This window comes from Paenibacillus sp. JNUCC32 (genome assembly GCF_014863545.1).
Lineage (GTDB): Bacteria > Bacillota > Bacilli > Paenibacillales > Paenibacillaceae > Paenibacillus_AQ > Paenibacillus_AQ lautus_A.
This window is the reverse complement of record NZ_CP062260.1, coordinates 3,867,364-3,892,849: the sequence shown is the minus strand read 5'-3', so window position 1 is coordinate 3,892,849 and position 25,486 is coordinate 3,867,364. Positions and strand designations below refer to the sequence as shown.

The 25,486-nt window shown below is 53.2% G+C and carries 21 protein-coding genes; 18 read left to right on the top strand and 3 right to left on the bottom strand.

Going from position 1 to position 25,486, the window contains the following annotated elements:
- Positions 1 to 17: 17 nt before the first annotated feature.
- Positions 18 to 2,420: a single-stranded-DNA-specific exonuclease RecJ gene (recJ, locus tag JNUCC32_RS17500; RefSeq protein ID WP_192569313.1), complete on the top strand. Its 2,403-nt coding sequence runs from the start codon at positions 18 to 20 to the stop codon at positions 2,418 to 2,420.
- A gap of 26 nt (positions 2,421 to 2,446) precedes the next feature.
- Positions 2,447 to 2,962, top strand: a complete 516-nt coding sequence (locus JNUCC32_RS17495; RefSeq protein WP_009592753.1) for an adenine phosphoribosyltransferase — start codon at positions 2,447 to 2,449, stop codon at positions 2,960 to 2,962.
- A gap of 93 nt (positions 2,963 to 3,055) precedes the next feature.
- On the opposite strand, the gene uraA is transcribed toward JNUCC32_RS17495, so the two are convergent.
- Positions 3,056 to 4,354, bottom strand: a complete 1,299-nt coding sequence (gene uraA / locus JNUCC32_RS17490; protein ID WP_192569312.1) for a uracil permease — start codon at positions 4,352 to 4,354, stop codon at positions 3,056 to 3,058.
- Positions 4,355 to 4,656: 302 nt separating this feature from the next.
- On the opposite strand from uraA, the gene JNUCC32_RS17485 reads away from it, so the two are divergent.
- From JNUCC32_RS17485 to JNUCC32_RS17445, 9 genes are all read left to right on the top strand, one after another.
- Positions 4,657 to 6,834 carry a RelA/SpoT family protein gene (locus JNUCC32_RS17485; protein WP_009592739.1) on the top strand — a complete coding sequence of 726 codons (2,178 nt, stop codon included), beginning with the start codon at positions 4,657 to 4,659 and terminating at the stop codon, positions 6,832 to 6,834.
- A 124-nt stretch (positions 6,835 to 6,958) separates the two neighbouring features.
- On the top strand, positions 6,959 to 7,402 hold the full coding sequence (gene dtd, locus JNUCC32_RS17480; protein ID WP_192569311.1) for a D-aminoacyl-tRNA deacylase: 444 nt from the start codon (positions 6,959 to 6,961) through the stop codon (positions 7,400 to 7,402).
- A gap of 100 nt (positions 7,403 to 7,502) precedes the next feature.
- Positions 7,503 to 7,670: a hypothetical protein gene (locus tag JNUCC32_RS17475; protein WP_009592793.1), complete on the top strand. Its 168-nt coding sequence runs from the start codon at positions 7,503 to 7,505 to the stop codon at positions 7,668 to 7,670.
- A gap of 231 nt (positions 7,671 to 7,901) precedes the next feature.
- Complete coding sequence (locus JNUCC32_RS17470; protein ID WP_009592768.1) at positions 7,902 to 8,408, top strand: type 1 glutamine amidotransferase domain-containing protein; 507 nt, start codon at positions 7,902 to 7,904, stop codon at positions 8,406 to 8,408.
- Positions 8,409 to 8,485: 77 nt separating this feature from the next.
- A complete protein-coding gene (locus JNUCC32_RS17465) occupies positions 8,486 to 8,935 on the top strand; it encodes a hypothetical protein (RefSeq protein ID WP_192569310.1) in 450 nt (149 codons plus the stop codon).
- Positions 8,936 to 9,703: 768 nt separating this feature from the next.
- On the top strand, positions 9,704 to 10,957 hold the full coding sequence (gene hisS / locus JNUCC32_RS17460) for a histidine--tRNA ligase (protein WP_192569309.1): 1,254 nt from the start codon (positions 9,704 to 9,706) through the stop codon (positions 10,955 to 10,957).
- Positions 10,958 to 11,001: 44 nt separating this feature from the next.
- Positions 11,002 to 12,780, top strand: a complete 1,779-nt coding sequence (gene aspS / locus JNUCC32_RS17455) for an aspartate--tRNA ligase (RefSeq protein WP_192569308.1) — start codon at positions 11,002 to 11,004, stop codon at positions 12,778 to 12,780.
- 35 nt (positions 12,781 to 12,815) lie between these two features.
- Positions 12,816 to 13,571: a tRNA threonylcarbamoyladenosine dehydratase gene (locus JNUCC32_RS17450; RefSeq protein WP_009592791.1), complete on the top strand. Its 756-nt coding sequence runs from the start codon at positions 12,816 to 12,818 to the stop codon at positions 13,569 to 13,571.
- Between the two features lie 305 nt (positions 13,572 to 13,876).
- Entirely contained in the window at positions 13,877 to 16,054 is a 2,178-nt protein-coding gene (locus tag JNUCC32_RS17445) for a HelD family protein (RefSeq protein ID WP_192569307.1), read from the top strand.
- 304 nt (positions 16,055 to 16,358) lie between these two features.
- Here JNUCC32_RS17445 and JNUCC32_RS17440 read toward each other — a convergent pair whose 3' ends face one another.
- Positions 16,359 to 16,640: a hypothetical protein gene (locus JNUCC32_RS17440; protein ID WP_192569306.1), complete on the bottom strand. Its 282-nt coding sequence runs from the start codon at positions 16,638 to 16,640 to the stop codon at positions 16,359 to 16,361.
- Between the two features lie 240 nt (positions 16,641 to 16,880).
- Between JNUCC32_RS17440 and JNUCC32_RS17435 the strand changes: the two genes are divergently transcribed.
- The 4 genes from JNUCC32_RS17435 to nrdG all read left to right on the top strand — a co-directional run bounded on the left by JNUCC32_RS17435 (position 16,881) and on the right by nrdG (position 21,756).
- Positions 16,881 to 18,188, top strand: coding sequence for a replication-associated recombination protein A (locus tag JNUCC32_RS17435; RefSeq protein WP_192569305.1), 1,308 nt, complete (start codon positions 16,881 to 16,883; stop codon positions 18,186 to 18,188).
- Positions 18,189 to 18,245: 57 nt separating this feature from the next.
- Complete coding sequence (locus JNUCC32_RS17430; RefSeq protein ID WP_192569304.1) at positions 18,246 to 18,785, top strand: PCYCGC domain-containing protein; 540 nt, start codon at positions 18,246 to 18,248, stop codon at positions 18,783 to 18,785.
- 236 nt (positions 18,786 to 19,021) lie between these two features.
- Complete coding sequence (locus tag JNUCC32_RS17425; RefSeq protein WP_192569303.1) at positions 19,022 to 21,256, top strand: anaerobic ribonucleoside triphosphate reductase; 2,235 nt, start codon at positions 19,022 to 19,024, stop codon at positions 21,254 to 21,256.
- On the top strand, positions 21,253 to 21,756 hold the full coding sequence (nrdG, locus tag JNUCC32_RS17420; protein ID WP_192569302.1) for an anaerobic ribonucleoside-triphosphate reductase activating protein: 504 nt from the start codon (positions 21,253 to 21,255) through the stop codon (positions 21,754 to 21,756). The genes JNUCC32_RS17425 and nrdG overlap by 4 nt, the downstream gene beginning before the upstream one ends.
- A gap of 74 nt (positions 21,757 to 21,830) precedes the next feature.
- Here the strand turns inward: nrdG and mnmA are convergent, their stop codons facing one another.
- A complete protein-coding gene (mnmA, locus tag JNUCC32_RS17415) occupies positions 21,831 to 22,940 on the bottom strand; it encodes a tRNA 2-thiouridine(34) synthase MnmA (RefSeq protein ID WP_186326400.1) in 1,110 nt (369 codons plus the stop codon).
- A 299-nt stretch (positions 22,941 to 23,239) separates the two neighbouring features.
- Between mnmA and cymR the strand changes: the two genes are divergently transcribed.
- The 3 genes from cymR to JNUCC32_RS17400 all read left to right on the top strand — a co-directional run bounded on the left by cymR (position 23,240) and on the right by JNUCC32_RS17400 (position 25,479).
- Positions 23,240 to 23,659 (top strand): cysteine metabolism transcriptional regulator CymR, encoded by a 420-nt coding sequence (gene cymR, locus JNUCC32_RS17410; protein ID WP_015734056.1) that lies wholly within the window; start codon positions 23,240 to 23,242, stop codon positions 23,657 to 23,659.
- 14 nt (positions 23,660 to 23,673) lie between these two features.
- Positions 23,674 to 24,819 carry a cysteine desulfurase family protein gene (locus JNUCC32_RS17405; RefSeq protein WP_096772945.1) on the top strand — a complete coding sequence of 382 codons (1,146 nt, stop codon included), beginning with the start codon at positions 23,674 to 23,676 and terminating at the stop codon, positions 24,817 to 24,819.
- A 138-nt stretch (positions 24,820 to 24,957) separates the two neighbouring features.
- Entirely contained in the window at positions 24,958 to 25,479 is a 522-nt protein-coding gene (locus JNUCC32_RS17400) for a PRC-barrel domain-containing protein (protein WP_009592754.1), read from the top strand.
- Positions 25,480 to 25,486: the final 7 nt, after the last annotated feature.

Below are 25,486 nucleotides of genomic sequence, written 5' to 3'. Positions count from 1 at the left end.
AAGGAAGGTGAATCCCTGTGCTGTATTCCAAATATGAATGGAGAATACGAGAGGCAGCGTCAACGATCACAGAACGGCTGGCCCATGATTTGTCGCTGCCACCCATCGTGGCTTCACTCATGGCTTCCCGGGGGATACAATCAGCCGAGGCTGGCCGGGAATTTTTATATGGAACGTTTGAGCTGACGCACGACCCTTATCTCATGCAGGGAATGCGGGAGGCCGTGCCGCGCATCCGCAAAGCGCTGGAGGATCGGGAGCATATTCTGATCTACGGCGATTATGACGCGGACGGGGTTTCCAGCACATCATTGATGATTCATCTGATGCGTTATTTGGGAGCATCTTATGATATTTATATCCCTCACCGATCCAATGAAGGTTATGGCTTACATAATCATGCGCTGGATTGGGCCCATCAGCAAGGGGTCAGTCTGGTGATTACCGTAGATACCGGGATTAGTGCGGTCGAGCAAATCGCGTATGCCAACAGCCTTGGCATCGACGTCATCGTCACCGACCATCATGAACCGCCTGAGGTGCTGCCTGAGGCATATGCATTGATCAATCCGAAGATCCCGACATGCCCGTATCCCTTCAAGGGGCTGGCCGGCGTAGGCGTGGCTTACAAATTGGCACAGGCTCTCGTGGGTGACCCGCCGGAGGAATGGCTCCAGATCGTTTCGATCGGAACGATCGCTGACTTGATGCCGCTCACGGGGGAGAATCGGGTGCTTGTGAAGCACGGTATCGAATCGATGCGAAAAACGCGGTATGAAGGCATCCGCAGCTTGCTTGAGGTATCGGGAATTCATGTAGAGCAGGTGACGGCCGTTAACGTGGCCTTCTCCATGGCACCACGGATTAACGCCAGCGGCCGCTTGGACCATGCAGGCCGTGCCGTTACGCTGCTTACAACGGAGCACAGGGAAGAGGCAGAGCGCCTTGCTTGGGAGCTGGACGGACTGAACAAGGATCGGCAGCAAGTGGTCGAAAACATCGTCCAGGAAGCGCTGGGGATGGTTCAAGACCGCTGGAGAGGGCAGGAGATCCCGCCTGTTATCGTACTGGCGGGCGAGGGCTGGAATGTCGGCGTGGTCGGCATCGTGGCTTCCAAAATCCTGGAGCGCTTTTACCGCCCCGTTGTAATTCTCGGGATTGATCCCGAAACGGGAAACTGTAAAGGCTCTGCCCGTTCGATTCCGGGATTCGATATCTATGCGGCTTTGCTTTCTTGCAAAGACGTCATGGACCACTTTGGCGGCCATCCTTCCGCAGCCGGCATGAGCCTCCATCGAGACCGCTTGGCGGCATTCGAACAGGGACTTCATCGATATGCGGAGGATGCGCTCGATGCAGAGCATCTGATTGCCGTTTGCGAAGCGGACCTGGAAGCCAGTTTGTCGGAGGTATCCGTACCCATTCTGGAACAGATGGAACAGTTAGGCCCGTTCGGCATGGCGAATGCCGTACCGAAGATCGTTTTTCGGGACGTTGTCATCAAGGACGTCCGCAAGATCGGCAAAGAAGGGAAACATCTGAAGCTTCGTTTGCAGCAAAAGCGGGAGGTTATCGATGCGATCTCATTCGGCTGGGGCCATCTTGCCGATATTCTGCCGGTGGGTTCGGTTGTGGATGTGCTTGGCGAGCTTTCCGTCAATGAATGGAACGGGAGCCGTAAAGTGCAGCTCATGATTCAGGATATCTGCGCCCCTTATCAGCAGGTGTTTGATTACCGCGGGATCAAAGAACCGATCCGGGAGATCCAGAGGTGGAGAGCTGAACTGGAGCCGCATCTGCGGTGCCCGGCTGTCCGTTCCGCGGTGGTGTACGCAAAAGATTCACATCCGGAAATAAAAAGTCAATTGTATGATATGTGCCTTTGGGTATATGATAGGAATGCTGGCATCGTGCCGGATAATGAAATCGCCGCGAGCGGCAGTCAAGAAGACATTTCCGTTTTGTTCGTACTGGATGTACCGGAGACGGCTGAGCAGCTCGCTGCATTCATGTCAGCCTTCCATTCCGTTCCCAATATATTTATGTTACATCCGACCCGGAACCTGCGCGAACGGCTGCAAATTCCGGACCGGGAACAGTTTAAGAAGCTGTACGTATCACTTGCTGGACTGACGTCCGCTCCCATGCCGGAAAAAGAGGTCGTAGCACGTCTACAGAAGCAGACTTCGTTGTCATCGCGCATGCTGGTCAAAGTACTGGATGTCTTTGAAGAATTGGCATTCATTCAGCGTGACCAGGGACAAATTACCTTTGTACCGAAGCCGGAGAAAAAACCGCTCGACGCATCCCGTCACTTCCGGGAATTAAGCGACTTGGCGGATATGGAGCAGCATCTGCTGCATGCCGGCACCGAACAGTTAACCCAGTGGATGACGTCCCGTACAAAAGGCGTATCTTAACCGCAACTATACAGGAGGAGATTATTTTGGATTTTAAAGATTATATTCGTGTCATTCCCGATTTTCCGCAAGCGGGGATCAGCTTCAAGGATATTACCACACTGCTGAAGAATGGTGAGGTATATCGCAAAGCCATCGAGGAACTGAAGGTCTTGGTTTCCGATCTCAAAATTGATGTGATAGCTGGTCCCGAAGCCCGTGGATTTGTCGTGGGTGCTCCGCTGGCTTACGCGCTTGGCGTGGGATTCGCGCCCATTCGCAAAAGCGGCAAGCTGCCTTACGAAACGATTGAAGTGGGATATGACCTCGAATACGGTAAAGATCGCTTGGCGATGCATACCGATGCAATCGAGAAAGGGCAAAATGTATTGATTGCGGATGATCTTCTTGCAACAGGCGGTACGATTGCGACTTCGGTTAACCTCATCCGTCAATTGGGCGGGAACGTTGTTGGCGCTGCTTTCATGATCGAGCTGACGGATTTGAACGGCCGTTCGAAGCTGGATGACATCGATGTATTTACGTTGATGCAGTACGAGTAAACGACACTATTCTTCCTGATTTTCCCGGGAAATAATAAAATGCCCTGAGCAATCAGCTCAGGGCATTTTTCTGTTTGCAATAAAGTTGTCGGTTCAATCCGGCGTTTTTTCCACGAGCGGCTCATCATTCTTTTCATTGGAGAGCCCGGTAATTTCGAAGAGTTTGAAGAGGACAGCCATTATGACACCTACGATGGTCGCCAATGCCATACCCTTCAGCTCGACCGTGTTAATCTTCAAGGTTACGCCGCTGATTCCTGTTACCAGTACGATTGTAGCCAAGATCATGTTGCTTGCTTTGGAGAAATCCACCTTCTGCTCCACGAAGATCCGTAGGCCGGAAGCTGCGATTACCCCGAACAGCAAGAGAGACACGCCGCCCATAACCGGTGTTGGAATGTTCGCTACCACGGCGGAAAATGTTCCTGAGAAGGAAAGAATAATGGCAATAATGGCGGCGCCTCCGATGACAAACACGGAGTACACCTTCGTCAAAGCCATGACCCCGATATTTTCACCGTACGTTGTATTCGGCGTGGAACCAACGAATCCGGACAAGATGGTGGAAATACCGTTGCCGAGCAGGGAGCGGTGAAGGCCAGGATCCTTGGAAAGGTCTTTGCCCACGATATTGCTGGTGACCAGCAGGTGGCCGATGTGCTCCACGATAACTACGAGCGAAACCAGAATGATGGTCCAGATCGCCCCGCTATCAAAAACCGGGGTTGTCAGCTCCGGAGCCGACAGGAACTTCGCGTTTGCGATTTTTTCCGTGTCCACGACCCCAAGCGCGAAGGAAAGCGCATATCCGACCACGATCCCGATCAGGATGTGAATGATTTTGGCGAAGCCGCGGAACAAGATGGAACCCAACACCGTAACTCCGAGGGTAACGAGCGAGATGGTAATGATTTTAGGATCGATGGATTGCCCTTCTTCCGGCAAAAAACCAGCCATGCCTGCTGCAACCGGAACAAGCTCAAGCCCGATCATCGCAATGATGGCACCCATAACCGCAGGCGGGAAGACGAAGTCGATCCATTTGGTTCCCGCATATTTGACAATGAACGCCACAATACAGAAGATAATACCCGTCACGATAAAGGCGCCCAAGGCTTTGCCGTAATTGGCTTCCGGATCGCCTGCCAGTACGATCAGCACCGGTGAGATAAAGGCGAAGCTGGAGCCGAGGTAGGCCGGAATCTTTCCTTTACATAAAAAAATGTAGAGCAGCGTGCCGATACCGTTCATCAGCAGGATCATGCCGGGATCCACGCCGAACATGTTCGGTACAAGCACCGTGCTTCCGAACATGGCGAACAAATGCTGCAGGCTCAGAAGGAACCCGGGACCAAACGGAAGCTTCTCATCTACTTGAATTTCACGTTGCAAACCATTTCACTCCTCTATAGGACTTTAAATATAGGACCGTTCGCGTACGATCTTTAATAGATTAAATACAATCGTTCGTTTTTTCAACAATAATTTTTACAGTTCGTCAAAATATTCAATTCATGTCATGTTTTGATGTCCCCGTGCAGGAAAAGGGCATACTATAAGTGACCGAGCGCTCCACATGTTGACGTATAACGCCGCAAGCGTCATAATGATAGGAAAACAATCACGAGGGAACCTGCACGTTTTGACAAGGGCGGGTTCCATTTTATATAGAAAGGGAAGAGAAGGACTCCAAAATGGGCATAGAGCGATTACTCGAAAAGGCCAGCGCCTATATAAAAGAACCCGATCTTCTCCGCATCCAGGAAGCTTATGAATTTGCGGAGCAAGCCCACCACGGACAAGTGCGGAAATCGGGAGAACCTTATATTCTTCATCCGCTTGCGGTTGCAGACATCGTGGTGAACATGCAGATGGACACATTGTCCATTATTGCTGCATTGCTTCACGATGTCGTTGAGGATACAACCGTATCGCTCGAGCAGATCCGCGAGCGTTTCGGGGATACCTGCGCAATGCTGGTGGATGGTTTAACGAAGTTGGAACGCATCCAATTCCGATCCAAAGAAGAGCAGCAAAACGAAAATTATCGCAAGATGTTTATCGCCATGGCACGGGATATCCGCGTAATCGTCATCAAGCTGGCGGACCGGCTTCATAATATGCGTACTCTTAAGTACCAATCCGAGGAGAGCCAGCGCCGCATTTCCTATGAAACCTTGGAAATCTTTTGTCCGATAGCCCATCGTCTCGGTATTTCCGCGATCAAGTGGGAGATGGAGGACATTGCGCTTCGTTACTTGAATCCGCAGCAGTATTACCGCATTGCGAATTTGATGCACAAGAAGCGTGCGGAGCGGGAGCAGTACATCGACAACGTCATCGTCTGCATCCGCGAGAAGCTTGACGAGATGGGCATTCAAGCCGATTTGTCGGGCAGACCCAAGCATATCTACAGCGTGTTCAAGAAAATGACGGTGAAGAACAAGCAGTTCAACGAAATTTACGATCTCCTTGCAATCCGCATTATTGTGGACAATATCAAGGATTGTTATGCCACGCTCGGCATCATCCACACCCTGTGGAAGCCGATGCCTGGCCGCTTCAAAGATTATATCGCCATGCCAAAAACGAATATGTACCAGTCCCTCCACACGACGGTGGTAGGGCCTAACGGGGAGCCGACGGAGGTTCAGATCCGCACCTGGGAGATGCATCGAACGGCGGAGTTCGGTATCGCGGCACACTGGGCGTATAAAGAAGGCTCAGCAGGCAACGGGGGCAGCTTCGACAACAAGATGACGTTTTTCCGCGAGATATTGGAGCTGCAGCATGAAACGAAGGATGCGTCGGAATTTGTAGAATCTTTGAAAATGGACTTTTTCTCGGATTTGGTATTTGTGTTTACGCCAAAAGGCGAGGTGATCGAGCTGCCTTCCGGCTCCGTTCCCCTCGATTTTGCCTACAGAATTCATACCGAAGTAGGAAACCGCACCATTGGTGCCAAGGTCAACGGAAGAATCGTTCCGCTGGATCATCAGCTCAAAACCGGCGATATCGTGGAAATTTTGACGTCGAAGCATTCCTACGGTCCAAGCCAGGACTGGCTGAAGATTGCCCAATCCTCGCATGCCCGAAGTAAAATCAAGCAGTGGTTCAAGAAAGAGAAGCGCGAAGAGAACGTCGAGAAGGGCCGCGAGATGCTGGAGCGCGAAATCAAGCGCCTCGGTCTTGACGTGTCCGAGTGGACGACGGACGATAAATTAATGGAAGCGGCCAAGAAATTCGCTTTTAATGATATCGAGGATATGCTATCGGCGGTCGGCTTCGGCGGTATCACTGCCGCGCAGATCTGTACGAAGGTGACCGAGAAGCTGCGCAAGGAGCAGGAGGAAGCCAACCAGCTTGAATTAACCTCCGAGATGAAGGAAATCAAGCCGGCCGAGAAGCGCAGCCGCCCGACCAACGGCGTCCGCGTCAAAGGGATTGATAACCTGCTCGTGCGTTTCGCAAGATGCTGCAATCCCGTACCCGGCGACGATATTGTAGGCTATGTAACCCGCGGCCGCGGCGTATCGGTCCATCGTTCGGATTGCGCGAATCTGCCGACAACGGATGAGGGCGAGGATGCGGCACGCGTGATTGAGGTGGAATGGGAAACTGCCGTCGAAGCGAATTACAGCGTCGATATTGAAGTGACGGGACACGATCGCAACGGATTGCTGAACGAAGTCCTTCAGGCCGTCTCCGAGAGCAAGACGAACATTTCCGCCGTCACGGGTCGATCCGACAAGAACAAAATGGCCATGATCCACATGACCATCCTGATTCGCAATACGGATCATCTCCAATCCGTAGTGGAACGAATCAAGCGGGTGAAGGATGTGTATACCGTTCATCGGATCATGCAGTGACGGCACGATGCGCTAAGGGAATGGTCCCGGGGTTCATGACGATCCCGGAGGATAATACGAATGCGGTCTGTTATCCTGAGGGAGACAGGCCGTTTTATTTTTTGAAGATGAAGGAGCTAAACCGATGAGAGTGGTCATTCAACGATGCAAGAATGCGCAAGTCACAGTGGATAATGAAATCGTCGGCAAGATTGAAGCGGGATTGATGGTGCTGGTCGGCGTGACGCATGAGGATGAAGAGAAGGATGCCAAATACCTTGCGGAAAAGGTAGCGGGGCTGCGGATTTTTGAGGATGAGGACGGAAAAATGAATTTCAGCGTCCAGGACGTGGGCGGAGCGATTCTGTCGGTGTCCCAATTTACCCTCTATGGAGACACCCGCAAAGGAAAGCGGCCGAACTTTATGGCTGCCGCAAAACCGGATGAAGCGAATGCATTGTACGAGTCGTTTAACCGCGAGCTTTCGGCGAAGGGATTGCAGGTGGAGACCGGGGTGTTCGGAGCGATGATGGACGTGTCGTTGACCAACTGGGGACCGGTGACGCTAATTATCGACAGCCGATCCTAACCTGCGTGGAAAGGATAGCAGCATGCATCATATCGGAGAGATGGGGCATCCTGAGTGAATAATCGAAGGTTGTTATTCGCAAATAAAGGAGCCGTACGAAATGCGTCAATCCCCCAAATTTTCGATATGGAGCAGTTTGCCTGCGACGGTCGGGACCGGAGGCGTCAGGGAAGCAGCCAGCACGGAACGGATGGTTTCGGCGCCGGAAGAATCTGCACAGCTCATCAGCATCAAGGGAAATATGCGGAAGCAGCTGCCCCGATCGTAGATTCAGCACAGCGTCGCGTGTCATAAATGCGGATTTTTATAAGCGGAGCCTGAGATGATCTCAGGCTCTTTTTGACGTTCGCCGATCATCGCCATACTCAAAGCTTCCTTCAGACAATGCCTGTTGCAGCCAAGCTCCGTTCATGGGCCTTTTTCGTGAATTCCGCTGTTATAAAAAAGAGATTCCAGGGTAATAACAAATCGAGGACATTTCAGGAAGGAGACATGCCAGATGAGTAAAGTAGCATTTCTACTAGCCGACCAATTCGAAGATTCCGAGATGAAAACTCCTTACGATGCCGTGAAGGAAGCGGGGCATCAGGCTGATATCATTGGATTGAAACAAGGACAAGAGGTAAAGGGCAAACAGGGCAAGGCTTCCTACACAACCGATAAAGCCATTGCGGACGTCAACATAAACGATTATGATGCGGTGGTTATTCCAGGCGGTTCTTCTCCGGAAAACTTGCGTCTGGATTCCCATATATTGCAGTTTGTTGCAGCGGCGGACAAGGCAGGCAAACCGATTGCCTCGATATGCCACGGGCCGCAAATTTTGGCAAGCGCCGACCTGCTGAAGGGACGCACGATCACTTCCTATCCTCCGCTTCAGGATGATATGGTAAACGCCGGCGCCAACTTTAAGGATGAGGAAGTCGTCGTGGATCGGAATTTCATTACGTCCCGGACTCCGAAAGACGAGCCGGCCTTCGTGCGCGAGCTGTTAAAAGCGCTGTAGGCGCTAAATTAGCTGTATGGTTGTCCATGTAATACCGATCTTTCAAACACGCGGGTTGAAAAAAAGGAGGAATGGACATGTCTAGACAAATTCAAGCTTATTTCAGGACGGAAGACGACGCTGAAGGCGCAAGGACGAGGCTGCTGACGTACAACACGGAACAGCTGGAAGTAGGACAGCTTCAGGATTCGGTCCGAAGCGGAGGGAATATCCTCGTGCCGCTGGTGCCATGGGGCAATGCCGGCACGGGTGGTGCTACGGCAGGGGCTACAACGATGGGGGCTCCCGGCGGCGTAGTCGGGGCTCCTGGGGTGATTGTGGGCGCAAGGGATACCAGCCGCGACATCGCCCAGGATCGGCCGGACAGGGATGATCTGCCCGGCGACGGATGGCGCGAAGCGGACGTGACCGACGGGGATTATGACGATCTCAGATATACCCTGTCCGTTAAGGTAAGGGACGAGGACTATGATCAGATCGTGCATGATTTGCGGGCGAATAACGCTTATGTGGAGCGATTTGATTAATGTCTGATTAGCAAATAGACGCGGCAGGCGATGAGTTACTAAGAGGGGGCTTATCCGCCCGAAACGCAAAAAAGGGCCGTTCCTTTGGTGGAGCGGTCCTTTTCAACTCTATGAGATAAAAGCGCTTTCTTGCTTGTAATATAACTGTAATGTTTGTTCAATCTTTCTTTAATATTCCCTGTTTATAATAACAGCATGACCCCCTTTTTTATATAATATATGTTTTGGACCTACAACAGTGGTTTGTAGGTCTTTTTCTTTTTTCGGGAAATTTCTGCAAAGTTTCTTGACTTTAGTGCGGCGGTTCATTAGAATCTAAAAATATAATGTTTTGGGTATACTATATTTATGAATAACGGATTTCATGACGGGAACAAGTACTCCATCCCCACAAGACCAGAGAAGAATCCCTTGGCTGTAAGGATTCGCTTGATGAGTGGACGAATGACCTCCCCGAGAACAGACGGCGAAGCAAGCACCGGTTAACCGGTGGGATAGACAGTAGCCGAACTGCGCGGCCGGGCGTTATACGGATGAAGCGGATGGTTGAACACATGTTAGGATGTGTCGCCGCCGGAATGTGGGTGGTACCACGGGTGATAAATTAAACATCTCTCGTCCCTGTTGTCTTAGGACAGCGGGACGGGAGATTTTTTGGTTTCACGGCTTGTTGAGAAATGACTCCCTAGGAGTTTTTCCATAGTTAAACAGATCTAGCAAGGGACATGTTCAAAATGTGAGTATGTCATAGGACGCGGAGGGATGAAGATGGCAAACGAGAAATTCGAGAAGCCGACAGGCACGCAGGACATCCTGCCAGGAGCCGTCGAGAAATGGCAGTTTATCGAGGAAAAGGCACGTGATCTATGCCGGAGGTACAACTACCGCGAAATTCGCACACCGATCTTCGAACAGACCGAATTGTTCGAACGCGGGGTCGGCGAAACGACGGATATCGTAGAGAAGGAAATGTACACGTTCAAGGACAAAGGGGATCGCAGCATGACTCTTCGTCCGGAAGGGACGGCAGGCGTCGTTCGGGCTTACGTGCAAAACAAGCTGTATGGAGAGCCCGATGTCACGAAGCTGTACTATATGGGGCCCATGTTCCGCTATGAGCGGCCGCAGGCGGGCCGATACCGCCAGTTCCACCAGTTCGGCGTTGAGGTGTTCGGCACCGCGGATCCGGCTATCGATGCCGAGGTCATTGCGCTGGGGTACAGCTTCTACAAGGAACTTGGACTGAACGGGGTAAAAGCAGAGATTAACTCCGTGGGAACGCCCGAGGTAAGGGCAGCTTACCGCAGTGCGCTGCTTGCTTTCCTGGAACCGATGAAAGACAGCCTTTGCTCGGACTGCCAGTCGCGCATGGAACGCAACCCGCTTCGCGTGCTGGATTGCAAGAAGGACCAAGGGAAGTTCGGTGATGCGCCTTCGATCCTGGACAGCCTGGACGAGGAGTGCAGCACGCATTTCGAGAAAGTCAAAGGGTACCTGGACGCCATGGGCATCGAGTATGAGATCAATCCAAGACTGGTTCGGGGATTGGACTATTACACGCATACCGCCTTCGAATTCAAGGCCCAGGGCATCGGCGCGATTGATACGGTAGGCGGGGGCGGACGCTTCAACGGTCTCGTCGGCCAGATCGGCGGACCGGATCAGCCGGGCATCGGGTTCGGCATCGGCCTTGAGCGTATCCAATTGATTCTGGAGCATCAAGGCGTCAATCTGTCGGCCTCGAAGCCTTTGGATGTCTATCTGGTGGCGCTGGGTGAAGCCGCCGAGCGGGAATTGGCGAAATTGATCTACGAACTCCGCAGCAATGGCGTGTCCGCGGAACGCGATTATCTCGGCCGGAAAATGAAAGCCCAGATGAAATCGGCCGATCGTCTGCAAGCCCGTTATACCGCCATTCTGGGCGACGACGAGCTGGTGCGGGGCGAAATCGCATTGAAGTCGATGGAGACCGGCGAGCAGCGAACCGTGAGGCTGGATAGCCTGGTACAGGAATTTGTTTAATCGCCGTAAAGCGGCTTAATTATACTAAAGGGGAATGATAACCGATGAAAAGGACGCATCATTGCGGTCACCTGACAACCGCAAACATTGGAGAAGCTGTAACACTGAACGGATGGGTACAAACCCGCCGCGACTTGGGCGGCGTGCTGTTCATCGATCTGCGCGATCGCAGCGGCATCATGCAAATCGTATTTAACCCGGATTTCTCCGGCGAGGCTTTGGCCGTTGCCGATAAAGTCCGCAGCGAATTCGTGGTGGCCGTATCCGGGAAAGTCGTAAAGCGCGATCCGGAAACGTTCAACCCGAACCTGCCGACAGGCGAAATCGAAGTACAAGTAACCAGCATCGAAGTGCTGAACGCAGCCAAAACGCCTCCGTTCTTTATCGAAGACGGCGTGGAAGTGGATGAGCAGCTCCGCCTGAAGTATCGTTATCTGGACCTTCGCCGTCCGGAGATGCAAAAAACGCTGATGCTGCGCTCCAAAGCATCGAAAGTATTCCGCGACTTCCTCGATGATGAGGGCTTCGTGGATGTGGAGACGCCAATTCTGACCAAGAGCTCGCCGGAAGGCGCGCGCGACTATCTCGTGCCGAGCCGCGTACACGCTGGCGAATTCTTTGCGCTTCCGCAATCCCCGCAAATCTACAAGCAGCTCCTTATGGTGAGCGGGCTTGAGCGTTACTACCAAATTGCGCGCTGCTTCCGTGACGAAGACTTGCGGGCCGACCGTCAGCCGGAGTTTACCCAGGTCGACATCGAGACATCCTTCATGGATCGGGAAGACCTGCTGAACATGATGGAGCAGCTGATGGTGAAGCTGTTCAAGGAAACCATCGGCGTTGAGCTGGCGACGCCGTTCCAGCGTATCAGTTATGCCGACGCCATGGGCAAATATGGCTCCGATAAGCCGGATCTCCGCTTCGGCATGGAACTGATCGAAATGAACGATATCGTTGCAAGCAGCGGCGTCAAAGTATTCTCTTCCGTCATTGAAAAAGGCGGCGAAGTGAAGTGTTTGAACGCTAAAGGCTGCGGCACCTGGACCCGTAAGGAAATTGACGATCTGGGACCGTATGCAGCCCGTTACGGAGCGAAAGGGCTTGCCTGGATTCAAGTGAAAGAGGGCGAATTCAAAGGGCCAATCGTGAAATTCTTCAGCGAGCAGGAGATTGAAGCGGTAAGAGAACGCACGGGAGCCGAAGACGGAGACCTGCTGCTGTTCTCTGCAGACAACAAAAAAGTGGTTGCCGACGTGCTTGGCGCGCTCCGTTTGAAAATCGGACGCCAGCTTGGCCTGATCAACGACAACGAATACAAGTTTGCTTGGGTGCTGGACTTCCCGCTGTTCAGCTATGACGAAGAGGCGAAGCGCTATGTGGCCGAGCATCATCCGTTCACCCGTCCAAAAGACGAGGATCTGGAATTGATGGATACGGATCCGCTTGCCGTACGCGCCGAGGCTTACGACATCGTTCTGAACGGATACGAAGTAGGCGGCGGTTCCATGCGGATTTACAAACGCGAGATCCAAGAGAAAATGTTTGCGGCTCTTGGCATGTCGCCGGAAGTGGCGCACGACAAATTCGGCTATCTTATGGACGCCTTTGAGTACGGCACGCCTCCGCACGGCGGAATCGCCTTCGGGTTGGACCGTTTGGTCATGCTGCTTGCCGGACGCACCAATCTGCGTGAAACGATTGCGTTCCCGAAAACGGCAAGCGCAACGGATCTGTTGATGGACGCTCCTTCCCAGGTGGACGGAGGACAGCTGGAGCAGCTGCATATCAAACTCGCCAAGAAGCCGGGCGACGAGAAAAAATAAGCCTGTTGTTCTTGATAAAGGAGGTTGCTTGAATTATGCTGCACCAATTTTCCCGAACGGAATTAGCCATCGGTCCCGAAGGCCTTGAAGTGATGAAGAACAGCACCGTGGCGGTGCTCGGTATCGGCGGCGTGGGTTCCATTGCGGTGGAGGCCCTCGCCCGAACCGGAGTCGGCCGCATCATTCTGATCGACAAAGACGTGGTGGACATCACGAACATCAATCGGCAGATCCACGCGTTAACGACGACGGTGGGTCAGAAGAAAGCCGATTTGATGGTCGATCGGGTCAAACTGATCAATCCGGAATGTGAAGCGATCGCCCTGAACATGTTCTACACCGAAGAAACGTATGAAGAGCTGTTTAAGTACGAGCTGGATTATGTGATCGATGCCTCGGATACGATTATTTATAAAGTGCATTTAATCAAGGAGTGCCTGCGTCGCGGCATTCCGATCATCTCCAGCATGGGCGCGGCCAACAAAATGGACCCGACGAAGTTCCAGGTGGCCGACATCTCCAAAACCTCCATGGACCCGATTGCCCGGATCGTGCGCACCAAGCTGCGCAAGGACGGCATTAAGAAAGGGGTCAAGGTCGTGTTCTCTCTGGAAGAGCCGATGAAACCCCGCCAGGACGTGACGGAGAAAATCGTGCCCGAGAATGCTCCGGAAATCCGGAAGGCGAAGCAGCCGCCGGCAAGCAATGCATTCGTGCCGCCTGTGGCGGGACTGATCATGGTCAGCGTGACGGTGAAAGAGCTGCTCGAAAAAGGCGGCGTCTCGTTGTAACGGGGTGTCCGGACACATTTAAACTCGGATCGAGAAAACGATAGACAAAAGGAAGGCAGAAAGGAAGAACAGCCTTTCGGCAAAATTGAGCGTGGTTAACCAAACGCAGTGTCCAGCAATGGACGCTGCGTTTTTTGCTGCCGTGGACAAGCGAATAGGACAGCAAACCCAAACAATACAATTCCTGTGACAGCGCTTTGCTAGTATATCCCGGCGAGTTGTGCTACAATGGAACTCCTTTTTGTGTCACGGCCCTAAAGCCAGACTTCGATACGAAAAAATATGTTCTTAGGAGGTAACTGAAAGTGTCAGAATCTTTTCAAAGTGCCTATCAAGAAGAAGAGTCAAGGCTAAACGAGGTTATCGTTGAAATTGACCGTCAGCTTGAACGGCTGCGCGGTATTCCGGTATACACGGGCCATGATTTTACGGAGCAGGTGCTCGAGGCAGGCCGGGAAGAGAAACGGCAGGCCCTCGCCAAAAGCTTGCCGGAGCCTTATTTCGGAAGGCTGGATTTTCAAGAGAACGGAACGGGGGCGAAGAAACCGCTCTACATCGGGAAGATAGGCTTCGACAAGGCGGACGCTGGTGATCACCCGATGGTGATTGATTGGCGGGCTCCGGTCGCGAGTCTATTCTACTCCTTTACGGGCGGTACCGATCCGGCTTCATTCGAAGCGCCCGAAGGAATCATCGAGGGGCTTGTGTATTTAAAACGAAACGTCGTGATCCGCAAGCAAATTTTGGAGCGGGTATCGGACACGTACAATCGGGAAAGCGGCGGACCTGCCGTATCCGATGAGTTTTTGGTCTACCGTCTCGGTGAGAACAAGGATAACCGGCTGCGGGATATCGTGTCCACGATCCAAGCGGAGCAGGATAAAATCATCCGGGCGGCCAAGAACACCGCCCTCATCATCCAAGGGGTGGCGGGAAGCGGAAAAACGACGGTGGCGCTGCATCGGCTGGCTTATTTGCTCTACCAGTACAAGGAGCAGGTAACGGCCGAGAAAATGATCATATTCGCGCCAAACCTCATGTTCCTGGATTACATATCCGATGTGCTGCCCGAGCTCGGAGTTGGCGATATTCAGCAGCGGACCTTTGGCGATTGGGCGGCGAAGCTGCTTGATATTCAGCTGTCCTCGGAGGATCATGCGCAGACGCTTCATCAGTGGTTCGAGACGGAACCGGGCCAAGGGACGCCGGATATCGACGATAATGTGAGCGGGCGCTATAAAGGCTCCTTAAGGCTGATGGATATCGTGCGGCGGTGCGTGGAGTACATCGAAGCAGAGGCCCTTCCGGACGGGGATTTCTCTCCATGGGATGGAGCCATCCTGAAGCAGGAGACGATTGCGGAATGGTTCTACCAGGAATATAAGCCCTATCCGCTGGCGAAACGAAAGGAACGGCTGCTCGCCAGATTGCATCGCTGGGTCGAGATGGAGCTGAAGAAATCGCCATCGGCGGCCGTGATGAAAGAACGGAAGAAAAAAGCGGCACAACGCGAAAAAGCTTATGCCAATCGCTGGCCGAAATTTGAGCCGATTTCCCTATATAAGCAATTGTTTGAAGCTGTCAAGGCGGCCGGCTCCTGGGTCGAAGAGCTCTCCGCTCTTATTCCGCCGGAGGTACTGGCCGCAACGCGCAAAGATCTGAAGAAGAATGTGGTCCGGGAAGAGGATTTGCCTGCCCTGCTGTATTTCCACTGCTTGCTGAACGATATTTCCTCAGAGCAGCGGTTTGACCACATCGTCATCGATGAAGCCCAGGATTTCTCTCCGTTTCAGGTGGCTGTGCTGGATCTGTTCGTAAGAGGACATTCCTTCACCATACTAGGCGATCTGTCGCAGGGCATTCATGCGTATCGCGGCGTGCATGCATGGGAAGAAATGAGCTCCCTGTTCAAGGAAGAGGAAACGGCTTATTTTGCGCTGACGCGCAGTTACCGTTCCACGATGGAGATCATTGAATTTGCCAATGGGATACTGGAGAAGGGGGTCGCAAGCGACCTGCTCGCCGTGCCCGTATTCCGTAGCGGCGATGCCGTCCGCCTCATTCCTTATGATGCCGCGAACGCCAGAAGGAAGGATTTGGAGCGGGCCATGGGGGCGCTCATTGCCAAGGAATACCGGACGGTAGCCATTCTCACCCGCACCTTGCGGGAAGCGAAAGAGCTGCATGAGGAGTTAAGCCCGTCCTGGCCGATGTTGAATCTGATCGATGGCAGCAAAGGAACGTATCAGGGCGGATATTCCGTGCTCCCCGTGTACTTGTCCAAAGGGCTTGAGTTCGATGCCGTTGTGGTGGCGGATGCGGATCGGGCGCATTACGCGGAGAAAGCTTGGGATGCCAAGCTAATGTATGTAGGCTGTACGCGTGCACTGCATGAGCTGTGGCTGCTGCACGGGGAGCCGCTGCCTTCGTATATCATGGCAGAGAATTCAGAGATCATGGCGAACGGTTGGCCGGCGGACTAATCGTGCGATTGCGCAGCGGCTGTCGGCTCCCGGAATGTCAATAGAGAGAGTCGGAAGTCCCGCAGGGATTCACATGGCAGCATGTGTTAGCCTCTGCGGGACTTTTTTTGTTGTGCAGGGGCTTGCTAGGGGGTTAACCAAGCATTTGGTAGGAGGAGCCCAGATTTTCGATAAACCGGATCAAAGTCCAGACAGCAAGGATGGAACAGGCAGCGGCCAGAAGGATGAAGAGGGTCATTTTTCGCATAGGCTTTCGTTTCAATTCCATAGTCTCCCTTCGTGGATAGTGGTTAAGCGACACGCTTCATAACAAGACCTCGTCGTCATCCTCACCCCGGATTCCCTGCCTGTACTCGTAAAGCATGATGGCTGAACGTATGAAGACGTACAAGCCGAGCAGGAACTGCAGGATAAGAACGGCATACAGCAGGTTCATCGCCAGTCTCTCATCGTCGAGGTAACCGGGGCCGAATGTTTCTTGTAAAAGATGATAGGTGCTGGCATGAAGGTAGAGCCCCAGTATACTGAACGTCATATGGATCACCGCGTTATACAATTTGCGTACGGATTTTTTGCGAGTCGTCATCACATTCTCCCCAGATCAGGCTTTTCAAACGCTTCCCTATTATATGAAACGCTTCCGGTTCGATAAAAGTTGGATATGATCAAAATAAAATGCAATATCCGAGCCATGGGACGAATGAAGCGTAGGACAGGAAGTTGCCGCAGCGCAGGCACGGCGAATTCGAATATGATATGATAGAGCGTGATGGATTGAATGGAAACGACTTATTTTTGCATCGATATCAGACAAGGAAGTGTAGCCATGGATTTATTCAGTATCGGGCGTGAAGGGGACCGGGACTCCCGGCTGCTGGCCGATCGGATGCGCCCTTCGTCGCTGGATGAATATATAGGACAAGAGCATATTATCGGACCGGGCAAACTGCTCCGGCGGGCCATAGAGGCAGACCAGGTCTCGTCGATTTTATTGTACGGCCCGCCGGGATGCGGCAAAACAACGCTTGCGCATATCATATCCCAGCAAACGAAGGGGCATTTCGTTCGGCTGAACGCGGTGGAAGCCACGGTCAAGGACGTTAGGGAAGTCATTGAACAAGCCCAGAGCAACCGCAGCCTGTACGGCACCAAAACGATCCTGTTTTTGGATGAGGTGCACCGCTTCAACAGCTCCAGACAGGATGCCCTGCTGCCTGCCGTGGAGAACGGCACCATCATATTTATCGGCGCGACGACCGAGAACCCCTTTCATTATGTCAACGGGGCTCTAATGAGCCGGTCCACTTTGTTTCAGCTTCAGCCGCTGACCAAGGACCATTCCATGATCGCGATGCGGCGCGCGCTGATCGATCAGGAAAAGGGTCTTGGGTTCATGGATCTCAAGGCCGATGAGGAAGCGCTGGAGCACATTGCAGCCATGGCGAACGGGGATATCCGGCGTGCACTCAATGCGCTGGAGCTGGCCGCGATGACGACGCCGCCGGACGCAAGCGGTACGGTCCATATCACGCTGGAGGTGGCGGAGGAATCGATTCGCCGGCCTACCGTGCGTGCGGACGAGTCCACGCAGTATGATGTGCTGTCCGCCTTTCACAAGAGCATTCGGGGCTCCAGCGATGCGGCGCTGTTCTGGTTTTTGTATGCAGTCGAAAAGCTCGGCATGGACCCGATGGTGTTCATCCGCCGCCTGATTGCTGCCAGCAGCGAGGATATCGGGCTGGCCAATCCCCAAGCCATGGTGCAGGCGGTAAGCGCATTGGATGCCTACCGGAACAACGGCTGGCCGGAAGCCAAGCTGAATATCGCCCAGGCGATCCTGTTCGCCGTGGAGAGCCCGAAATCCGATGGCGTTGTATCCGCCATATCCCGCGCGATGTCCGCCATGAATGAAGTGAAATCGGCGGAGGTTCCGCTGCATCTGCGCGATGCGCATTACTCGGGGGCGGTTAAGCTGGGACATGTGGGCTACAAGTACCCGCACGATTATCCGGGCCATTACGTGAAGCAGGAGTATTTGCCGAAGGAGCTCTCCCGCCGGGTGTTCTATCAGGCCACGGAGCAGGGGAACGAAGCCAAGATCGCCCACAACCAGCGATTACGACGCGAAGAATAGGGTCGTAAGGCGATAACGGGATTTACGGCCGCTAGCTTAATTAAATGGAGGAAATGAATGATGAAAACAGGGAAACAACGGTTTGTCATCCTGCTGCTGTCCGCCGGCCTTATGCTGAGCGGCTGTTCGGGAAAAAGCGCCCAGGAGCAGGTCGTTGGTGGACAGGCAGCCGAGGCGGCGCATGAGCACGGACATCAGACGCAGCTGTCCAACGGGGATATCCAGGAGGCGACGTCTTCGATCGATGAGCTGCCGACCTTTTTGAAGAGCCAGACCAGCGAGCTCCAAACGATTTATGCTTTGTCCGCGCAGGTGAGTGATGTCCTGAAATACATTCCTTGTTACTGCGGCTGCGGGGAAAGTGCCGGTCATGAGAGCAACCTGAACTGTTTTATCGATGAGATTCAGGAGGACGGCACGGTGGTGTGGGACGATCACGGCACCCGCTGCGGGGTGTGTTTGGACATTGCCGTGGAATCTGCCAAAATGAGCAGTGAGGGTATGAGCCTAACGGATATCCGGACCGCGATCGACGAGAAATACAGCACCGGCTATGCCAAGCCGACGCCAACCCCGATGCCTCCTGTGGAAAGTTAAATTGTTATTGGTCAAACAAGAAGGTACCCGATGTTGATCCCAGGATCGCCCGAGGTGCCTTTTTTTTGTAGGGCAGTATCCCCTTCAGGGTTACGCGTAAGTGCAGCCCTATTCGATTTTAAAGACCGACCATCGTGACCTATATCACAGCACTAAACTATATATGGATGTAATTTGATAAAATAAAACTATATATAGTGTGTTAACGATATGAAGAAGAGGAGTTGTTCCTATTCATGAAGGTCATGAAGAGAGACGGATGCCTGGTAAAATTTGAGACGATCCGAATCGTGGAGGCGGTGGATAAAGCTTTTATGGCGGTAGAGGGTGTTTCCCGCAAGGATGCTTCCTTGCGGATTGGAGATGAGGTTGCCCATGCCACTGCGGGGATGGACCAGGTTAGCGTGGAGGAGATTCAAGATTTCGTTGTGGAGCATTTGCAAAGCACGGGTTATCCCGAAGTAGCAGCTGCCTATCAACATTACAGGGAGGCCCGCGATCTGGAGCGGATGCGGCGGGGAGAGCTTTATAAGATCAGCAGGGATGTGATCGGGGTAACCGATTTGGACCTGCTGCGGGAGAACGCGAATCTGAACGGGGAATCCTTCAGCGGAAAAATGAGCCGGATCGGCTCCGAATACGCCAAATGGATGGCAAGCAAATTCATCCTGCCGACAGAGCTCACGAGAGCGGTGAGGGATGGGTATGTATACGTTCATGACCTGGACCAGTATGCGCTGGGAACGACGAACTGCATCTTCATCCCGTTCGGCCGGTTGCTGGCCAAGGGCTTCAATACCGGTAACGGATCGGTCAGGCCGCCGCAGAGCATCATGACCGCCATGGCGCTGGTAGCCATCATCTTTCAATCCCAGCAGAACAGCCAATTCGGCGGCGTGTCCGGCAGCAAAATCGATTGGGATCTCGCGCCGTATGTCGGCAAATCGTTTCGTCGGCATTTTCGCAAAGGGCTGGCCTACTTCGGAGAAGCGGGGCTGGGAGAGGATCGGCCGTATAAAATAGCTCTTGAGGATCACGAAATATACATAGACAATGAGCTGCTGAAGGACACATATCCGCGAATATACCATTATGCCTATCATGAAACGGTGAATGAAACCAAGCAGGCCGCGGAATCCTTGATCCATAATTTGAATACGATGAGCAGCCGGGCCGGCGGACAAATTCCTTTCACTTCGTTGAATTACGGCATGTGCACGTCAACCGAAGGAAGGCTGGTGTCCCACGCCCTGCTGGATGCCACGATGAAGGGGCTCGGCGGGGGAGAGACGCCGATATTTCCGCAGCATATTTTCCAGTGCAAGCAGGGGGTCAACCAGGCGGAAGGCGAGCCGAATTACGACCTGTTCCTGAAAGCCGTCGAGTGCTCCAGCCGCAGGCTCTATCCGAATTTCGTCAACGTGGACGCGTCGTTTAATCTCGTCTATTATAACCCGGGCGACCCGGACACGATTATTGCCACCATGGGCTGCAGGACCCGCACGATTTCGGATCGCTTTGGGCGAAACCGCCTAAGCGGCAAGGGCAACCTGTCCTTTAATACGATCAATTTGGTCCGGCTCGGGATTGAACATGGCATCGTTCAAGGAAAGCGGGAAGTGCCGGACCTGAACCGTTTCTATCAACAGCTGGATCATTATATGAGAATTGCGGTGGAGGGCTTGATTCACCGTTACGAGCTGCAGGCCGACCAACCGGCCAAAGCGTCCGATTTCATGATGCGGGAGGGCGTGTGGGAAGGCGGCGAGGCGCTGGCGCCGGAGGATAAGGTGCGCGAGCTGATCAAGCACGGCACCCTGGCGCTTGGATTTATCGGGCTGGCCGAATGCCTGAAGGCGTTGACCGGACGGCATCACGGCGAGGATGAGGACAGTCGAGGGCTGGGGATCGAGATCATCCGGCATATGCGCCGGTTTTGCGATGCAGCCGGTGAAAGGTATAACCTGAACATCACGCTGTTTGCCACGCCGGCAGAAGGGTTATCCGGGAAATTTACGAAGCTCGACCGGCAGACCTTCGGGGTGATCGAGGGTGTGACTGACCGCGAATATTACACGAATTCTTTTCATATACCCGTGTACTATCCGATGGCCGCCTACCGCAAAATCCGTTCCGAAGCTCCTTTCCATGAGCTGTGCAACGCCGGAGCGATTTCGTATGTGGAGCTGGACGGCAACGCAAGGCAGAATACGGCTGCTTTCCGGGACATCGTGCAGTTTGCCCTGCAGCAGAACATCGGATATTTCTCCGTTAACCATCCCGTCGACCGGTGCCCGGCATGCAACTACGAAGGCATTATCGGAAGTGCGTGCCCTGGATGCGGCGCTTTGGAGACGGATGGAAACTTCCAGCGGCTGCGGAGGGTAACGGGATATTTAACGGGCAATTATACGGAGCGCTTCAATTCGGCCAAGCAGGCCGAGGTTCGGGATCGGGTGAAGCATTTGTGAATGTGTGCGGATACATCCCCGAGAGCATCAATGAAGGCCCCGGACTTCGTGCGGTTCTATTCGTGAGCGGCTGCCGCCATGCCTGCGCCGGATGTTTTAATACGGATTCCTGGAACTTTGAAGCGGGGGAGCCCTTTACCGAAGAAATGTCAGCGGCGATACTGCAGGATATCCTGGACAATCCTTTGCTGGATGGCGTGACCTTATGCGGTGGAGACCCCTTCTTCTCCCCGGAAGAATGTGCGGCATTCGTACGCAGGCTCAGGTCCCTCTGTCCCGCAAAAAACGTATGGGCCTACACGGGGTTCACCTTCGAAGCGCTGCTGAGGCAGCCGAAGCTGCGCGAATTGGCCCTGCTGTGCGACGTCATCGTTGACGGCAAATTCGAGTTGGAGCGCAGGGATGTCTCGCTTCCTTTCAGGGGCAGCTCGAATCAGCGTTTCATCGATGTAGCCGCCAGCATGGAGCAGGGAATTGCCGTGGAGTATATTCTTCGCTAGCACGCAAAAAAAGAGCACACGCTTTACGGAATATTCCGTATCAAGCGTGTGCTCTTCGCGTATCATTCAGCGGATTAATAAGGAACTTTATCCGCCGTTTCGATCGTTCCCCCGCCAAGGCATTCGTCCCCTTGATAGAAGACGACGGCTTGTCCCGGCGTGATCGCTTTTTGCGGCTTCGCAAACGCGACATGAACGGTTCCGTCTTCGCGCGGGGTTATGGTTACTTCCTGGTCCGGCTGACGGTAGCGGAATTTGGCGGTGCAGGTGTAGGCGTCTTTGGGCATAGCGTCTTGTCCTGCAATCCAATTGATTCCGGAGGCAACGAGTCCGGTCGAATACAAGCTCGGATGATCGCCTTGAACTACGTACAAAATATTGTTGGTCAAATCTTTGTCGGCTACGAACCAAGGCTCCCCGGAGCCGGATCCGCCGATCCCGAGGCCTTGGCGTTGCCCCAGCGTGTAGTACATCAAGCCGTCATGGCGGCCCTTTACTTCACCGGTGACAATGTCCACCATATCGCCGGATTGGGCGGGAAGGTATTGTCCAAGGAACTCCTTGAAATTCCGCTCGCCGATGAAGCAAACGCCGGTGCTGTCTTTTTTCTTGGCAGTATACAGCCCGGCCTCCTCAGCAAGTCGGCGGACTTCCGGTTTCGGCAGATGCCCGATCGGGAACATCGCCTTGGCAAGCTGCTCTTGGCTCAGCGCATTGAGGAAGTAGGTTTGGTCTTTGTTGCTGTCCACACCCCGCAGCAGCCGGTACTGTCCGTCCTCCTCGATGACGCGGGCGTAATGGCCGGTAGCGACGTAGTCGGCTCCCAGGTCCATGGCCTTGTTCAGAAATTCGCCGAATTTGATCTCGCGGTTGCACATGACATCGGGGTTCGGCGTTCTCCCGGCTTTATATTCATCGAGGAAATAGGAAAATACTTTATCGAAGTATTCCTTCTCGAAATTGACGGTATAGTAGGGAATGTCGAGCTGCTCGCACACGCGGCGCACGTCTTCAGCGTCCGCTTCGGCTGTGCAGTAGCCAAGCTCATCGGTATCATCCCAGTTTTTCATAAAGATGCCGATCACTTCATAGCCCTGCTGTTTGAGCAGGAGCGCTGTTACGGAGGAGTCGACTCCTCCCGACATGCCGACAACGATACGAGTGTTATGTTTTTCTTTTGACATCGTTATCACCATTTTCATATTGAATTGTGCCCATGGAGGTATTTTAACATATTGGAACAAGGTTCACACGCTTCATTTTGTCCACTCAGGGTGAACATTTTTCGAGTTTCCAGCTGGAATATTACCCATTGGGGTCCAGGATATGTTACGATAAGCTGAGGGTAATGATCGGAATACGGAGAAAAATACAGGATAAGCTGCTTTACTCATGGATTACGACGTATTTATCGCTCGCCCGCCACCTACAACTCATGTACAGGATGGACATAATATACAAATTACCGAAAGAGGTGTCACCTTTGAAGATATCAACAAAAGGAAGATACGGATTAACGATTATGATGGAGCTGGCCGCCAAGTTCGGCGAAGGGCCGACTTCGCTGAAGAGCATAGCCGAGAAGAACCAGCTGTCGGAACATTATCTTGAGCAGCTGATCGCGCCGCTGCGGAATGCGGGCTTGGTTAAGAGCATCCGCGGTGCATACGGCGGATATATCCTTTCCCGGGACCCGGCATCCATCACGGCAGGGGACGTCATCCGCGTTCTGGAAGGGCCGATATCCCCCGTCGATTTTACGGAAGAGGACGATCCGGCGAAGCGTGACCTCTGGCTCCGGATCCGCGACAGCATCGCTGAAGTGCTGGATTCCACGACGCTGGACTATCTGATCAATTACCATGAACAGTCTGCTGCAGACAACTATATGTTTTACATTTAAGGGTGACGACGGAGATGAAATCAGTATACTTGGATCATGCCGCATCAACCCCGGTTCATCCGGAGGTTGCGGAGCGGATGATGAATGTCATGACGAGCCAATACGGCAATGCTTCGAGCGTCCATGCTTTTGGACGGGAAGCGAAGAAGATCGTGAACGGGGCGCGTGATCGAATAGCGTCTTTGTTGGGATGCCATTCGGACGAGCTGGTGTTTACCGCAGGCGGGACCGAGAGCGATAACCTGGCTGTTCTGGGACTGCTGGAGTCCTTGGGCGTGGAAGGCAGACATGTGATTACGTCAGCGGTGGAGCACCATGCGGTGCTCCACACTTGCCATGAGCTGGAACGGCGGGGCTGCCAGGTTACCTATGTCCCGGTGGACCCTACAGGGCGTGTTTCTGTAGAGGACATTGCGGGCGCGATTCAGGACAACACGGCGCTGGTGACCATCATGTACGGCAACAATGAAGTAGGCACCGTTCAGCCGATCGCCGAAATCGGCGAGTTATGCCGGAGCCGCGGAATCGTATTCCATACCGATGCCGTTCAGGCATTGGGCTCGGAGGCGATCAACTGCCGCGAGCTGCCGGTGGATATGTGGAGCTTCTCCGCCCACAAAATCAACGGGCCGCAGGGCGTAGGCGCTTTGGTCGTCCGCAGGGGACTCAGCGTATCTCCCCGTCTGTTCGGAGGGCTGCAGGAGAAGAAGCGCCGGGCCGGAACAGAGAATATGGCCGGAATCGCCGGTTTTGCGGCGGCAGTGGAATGGACCGTGCAGAATATGGAGACGCGAATCCAGCATTATCGCGAACTGAGATCGACCCTCCTTGACGGGCTTCGTCAGGAGATTGGCGAGAATTCTTTTGTGATCAATGGAAACCCGGAACATCACCTACCTCACATCCTGAATATCAGCTTTCCCGGTGCCAATACGGAGACGATGCTGATGAACCTCGATATGGAAGGAATTGCGGCGGCAAGCGGCTCGGCTTGTACGTCGGGATCCCTGGAAATATCCCATGTACTCCGAGCAATGAAACTTTCTGACCCTGTTTTGCGCTCCGCGATTCGTTTTAGTTTCGGTTTGGGTAATACTACTCAAGAAATGGAGTACACTGCCCAAAAAATTGGAACCATCCTTAATCGGTTACGTAAATAGATGTTAAGGGATTTCTCCTTCTACGGAATAGGGGGTATGCGTTCGTCCATTTCATCCTTGGAAATTGCCCGTCGGTCAGCGTTTTTTGGGAACCGCGGTTGATTTCAAACCATGAAGGATGAGGAGGTGTCCACGGTTATGAAACTTCAAGAAATGATCGGACTGGCTGTATTCGACGTGGAGAACGGTAAGGAAATCGGCAAAATCCACGATTTTATACTAGATGAGAACTGGTTGATTACCGGATTGGAGCTTGAAGGCAAGGCTTTGTTTTCCTCTCATGTGAAAAGCGTCTCATGGGAAGATATCGTAGCCTACGGGGAAGATGCCGTCATGATCCGGAGCCAAGAGGCTGTCCGCAAATTGGGCGCCAACGATATACCGCTTACGTACCTTTTGGGCAAGCGCAAATTGAAAGAGATGCAGGTCCTGACAGAGGATGGTGTCCTGCTCGGTCGTATATCGGATGTTTATTTTGAGCAGGAACAGGGCAATACAATACTAGGGTTGGAAATATCCGATGGATTTGTCTCGGATTTGATCGAAGGTCGCAAATGGCTGCCTTGCACAGCGGAAATGGCTATCGGCGAGAGTGCCGTCATGGTACCCCCGATGAGCGAACAGCGTCTGGAAAAAGCCATTAATTCTGTGAACGGATAGGGTGAGG